At 66.4% G+C, this 277-nt stretch carries 1 protein-coding gene; it reads right to left on the bottom strand.

Annotated elements, in window-relative coordinates:
- Positions 1-277 (bottom strand): MFS transporter (locus RYX56_RS22095; protein ID WP_317124081.1); only part of this gene is annotated, 277 nt, incomplete at both ends.

Raw genomic sequence — 277 nt, 5'->3', positions numbered from 1 at the left:
GACCCACTGCCAGCCCGCCAGACCCAGCAGGCCGTCCAGATCCAGCAGGGCCCCGCCGATCAGGGCCCCCACCGCATTGGCTACGGCGCTGGCGATCATGAAGGCGCCGATCATCCGACCGCGATGGGCCTGCGGATACCAAAGGGTCAGGACATAGAGGACGCCCGGAAAGAAGCCCGCCTCGGCTGCCCCGAGCAGGAATCGGAGGACGTAGAACATCGCCGGACTGTCGGTGAAGCCCAGCACGATGGTGATCATCCCCCAGGTGGCCATGATC

This window comes from Alkalihalophilus lindianensis (genome assembly GCF_032843265.1).
Lineage (GTDB): Bacteria > Bacillota > Bacilli > Bacillales > Bacillaceae_D > Alkalihalophilus > Alkalihalophilus lindianensis.
Note: the sequence above shows the minus strand (reverse complement) of the source record. Positions and strands in the feature narration are given on the sequence as shown.